At 71.7% G+C, this 3,716-nt stretch carries 2 protein-coding genes; both read left to right on the top strand.

Annotated elements, in window-relative coordinates:
• The first annotated feature begins 182 nt into the window (after positions 1-182).
• Complete coding sequence (locus tag KS423_RS41010) at positions 183-2,111, top strand: TIGR03960 family B12-binding radical SAM protein (RefSeq protein ID WP_224284821.1); 1,929 nt, start codon at positions 183-185, stop codon at positions 2,109-2,111.
• A gap of 288 nt (positions 2,112-2,399) precedes the next feature.
• Positions 2,400-3,200 carry a TIGR03936 family radical SAM-associated protein gene (locus KS423_RS41015; RefSeq protein WP_224284822.1) on the top strand — a complete coding sequence of 267 codons (801 nt, stop codon included), beginning with the start codon at positions 2,400-2,402 and terminating at the stop codon, positions 3,198-3,200.
• Positions 3,201-3,716: the final 516 nt, after the last annotated feature.

The following is a 3,716-nucleotide window of genomic DNA, read 5'->3' on the forward strand; positions in this document are numbered from 1 at the left end:
GCGGGCGGAGACCGGCGGACGGCGGCGGGTGCGGGCGGACACCGGCCGTCCGGGTCGCGCCGGAGCGCGGAGGGCCCGCGATCCGGGGCAGACGGCCCGTTCCCCGGATTGGGCTACCCTTGAGGGTCACCCCTCCCGTGCCGACTCGCGGCACCGAATCACGTCGTAAGGGTTCCTAGTACATGACTGTCGAATCGGTCTTCCCACGCCTGGAGGCCCTCCTCCCGCACGTCCAGAAGCCGATCCAGTACGTCGGCGGCGAGCTGAACTCGACCGTCAAGGACTGGGACGCCTGCGACGTCCGTTGGGCGCTGATGTACCCCGACGCCTACGAGGTCGGCCTGCCCAACCAGGGCGTCATGATCCTCTACGAGGTGCTGAACGAGCGCGAGGGTGTGCTCGCCGAGCGCACCTACAGCGTCTGGCCGGACCTTGAGGCGCTGATGCGCGAGCACGACGTCCCGCAGTTCACCGTGGACGCCCACCGCCCGGTGAAGGCCTTCGACGTGTTCGGCCTCTCGTTCTCCACCGAGCTCGGCTACACCAACATGCTGACCGCGCTCGACCTCGCCGGCATCCCGCTGGAGGCCAAGGACCGCACCGACGAGCACCCGATCGTCCTGGCCGGCGGCCACGCGGCCTTCAACCCGGAGCCGATCGCGGACTTCCTGGACGCGGCGGTGGTCGGCGACGGCGAGCAGGCCGTGCTCGACATCACCGACATCATCCGCGCCTGGAAGGCCGAGGGCCGCCCGGGCGGCCGGGACGAGCTGCTGCTGCGCCTGGCCCGCACCGGCGGGGTGTACGTCCCGAAGTTCTACGACGTGGAGTACCTGGCCGACGGCCGGATCGGCCGCGTGGTGCCGAACGCCCCGGGCGTGCCGTGGCGGGTGTCCAAGCACACCGTGATGGACCTGGACGAGTGGCCGTACCCGAAGCAGCCGCTGGTCCCGCTCGCGGAGACGGTGCACGAGCGGATGTCCGTGGAGATCTTCCGCGGCTGCACCCGCGGCTGCCGCTTCTGCCAGGCCGGCATGATCACGCGCCCCGTGCGGGAGCGAAGCATCACCGGCATCGGCGAGATGGTGGAGCGCGGGCTGAAGGCGACCGGCTTCGAGGAGGTCGGCCTGCTGTCGCTGTCCAGCGCCGACCACACCGAGATCGGCGAGATCGCCAAGGGCCTGGCGGACCGGTACACCGAGGACAAGATCGGCCTGTCGCTGCCGTCCACCCGCGTCGACGCCTTCAACATCGACCTCGCCAACGAGCTGTCCCGCAACGGGCGCCGCTCGGGCCTCACCTTCGCCCCCGAGGGCGGCAGCGAGCGCATGCGCAAGGTGATCAACAAGATGGTGTCGGAGGAGGACCTGATCCGCACCGTCGCCACCGCGTACGGCAACGGCTGGCGCCAGGTGAAGCTGTACTTCATGTGCGGCCTGCCCACCGAGACCGACGAGGACGTGCTCCAGATCGGCGAGATGGCGAAGAACGTCATCCAGAAGGGCCGCGAGGTCACCGGCCAGAACGACATCCGCTGCACCGTCTCCATCGGCGGGTTCGTGCCCAAGCCGCACACCCCGTTCCAGTGGGCCCCGCAGCTGTCCGCCGAGGCCACCGACGCCCGCCTCGCCAAGCTGCGCGACTCGATCCGCGGCGACCGCAAGTACGGCAAGAACATCGGCTACCGCTACCACGACGGCAAGCCGGGCATCGTCGAGGGCCTGCTCTCCCGCGGCGACCGCCGGGTCGGTGCGATCATCCGCGAGGTCTACGAGGACGGCGGCCGCTTCGACGGCTGGCGCGAGTACTTCTCGTACGACCGATGGATGGCCTGCGCCGACAAGGCCCTGGCCGGCACCGGCGTCGACGTCGACTGGTACACCACCCGCGAGCGCTCCTACGAGGAGGTGCTGCCCTGGGACCACCTGGACAGCGGCCTCGACAAGGACTGGCTCTGGGAGGACTGGCAGGACGCCCTGGAGGAGGTCGAGGTCGACGACTGCCGCTGGACCCCGTGCTTCGACTGCGGCGTGTGCCCGCAGATGGACACCCACATCCAGATCGGCCCCACCGGCAAGAAGATGCTCCCCCTGACGGTCGTCAACAAGTAGCCCCTGAGCGCCATCGAGGATTCCCCCGCCGGACTGATCCGGCGGGGGAATCCTTCTCTCTGACCGGGCGGCCGCCGCCCCGGCCCCCGCATGTGACGAAGACCTCAATGTCGACTGAGGACCGGCTCTGACCAGGGGCGGAGCGAGGGGGGTGGCGGGGCGCGTACCCTTTGAGGTGACAGAGTCCGGACAGTGACGGGAAGACGCCACGCCGGACGGGGACAACTGACTAAGGACTGAGCGACCCTGGCACGCCGTACGCCCGACGGTCCGCCGCCCGCGCCGACGGTGCAGCGGATTCGTCTCCGCTACACCAAGCGCGGCCGGCTCCGCTTCACCAGCCACCGCGACTTCCAGCGCGCCTTCGAGCGCGCCCTGCGCCGGTCCGCCGTTCCGATGGCCTACTCGGCCGGCTTCACCCCGCACCCGAAGGTTTCCTACGCCAACGCGGCCCCGACCGGGGTGGCGAGCGAGGCGGAGTACCTGGAGATCGGCCTGGCCGCTGTCCGCGACCCCGAGCAGCTGCGGGCGCAGCTGGACGAGTCGCTGCCGACGGGCCTGGACGTGATCGACGCGGTCGAGGTGCGGACGCCGAACTTCGTGGAGCGCCTGGAGGCCTCCGAGTGGCTGGTCCGGCTGGACGGCGTCGAGCCGGACACGGCCGCCGACGCGGTCGCACGTTTCCTCGCCGCCGAGCGGGTCGAGGTCGAGCGCCGCACCAAGAACGGCCTGCGGGTCTTTGACGCGCGGGGCGCGGTGGCGGCGCTGGAAGCCGTCCCGGTCCAGGTCGTGGCCGGTGCGGACAGCGAGGCCGGAACCGACCGCGATGTTCGGACCGGCCGTGCCTGTGCGATACTGCGCCTGGTAGTACGACACGCCACACCCGCCGTACGACCCGACGACGTATTGTCCGGTCTCCGTGCGACGGCCGACCTGGCGCCGCCGGTCCCCGCAGAGGTGACCAGGCTGGCGCAGGGGCCGCTCGACGAGGAGACCGGCACGGTGACCGACCCGCTGGCGCTCGACCGCGCCGCGGCCCCGGTCGGCTCGGAGCCGACCGCAGGCCCGCACGCTACCGCGCCCGCCTAGCGGGGGGAGGCCGGGCCCAGTGCCTCACTGGGCCCGACGGTCCTCCAGGGTTCCCGCGGCTCCCCAGGGGAGCGAGCGTCGTCGCAGCGCAGGCCTGCCACCCGGGGCCTGCCGACCAGGAAGGTCGGCCGGTCCGGGACCCCGTCCGGGAGCCACCCGGGGTTGGGGGACGGCGCAGCTTGGGAAAACCTCAGAAGACTGGTCAGACCAGAAGACTTTCGACACCCCGCCGAGCGCGGGGCGCCGAGCGAGACTACGAGCCCCTGTGCGGCCTCGCGTCCGCGCGGCGGCACCGTCAAAGGGTCCGGTCCGGGCATCGTCGCGATGCCGGCCACCCAGCGGTGCCGCGCCGTGCCCGGATGCGGAGCCCGGGGGCCTGACGGGAGATCCACCCGCATGCTCGATAACACCGATCCGCAGCAGGCTGCGGCCACGGAACAGAACGAAACCGCCGCGACCGGCGGCGAGGGCGCCTCCGCGGCGCCGCCGCGCCGCCGTCGCCGTGCGGTGTCCCGC

Source organism: Streptomyces sp. LS1784 (genome assembly GCF_020103755.1).
Classification (GTDB): Bacteria; Actinomycetota; Actinomycetes; order Streptomycetales; family Streptomycetaceae; genus Kitasatospora.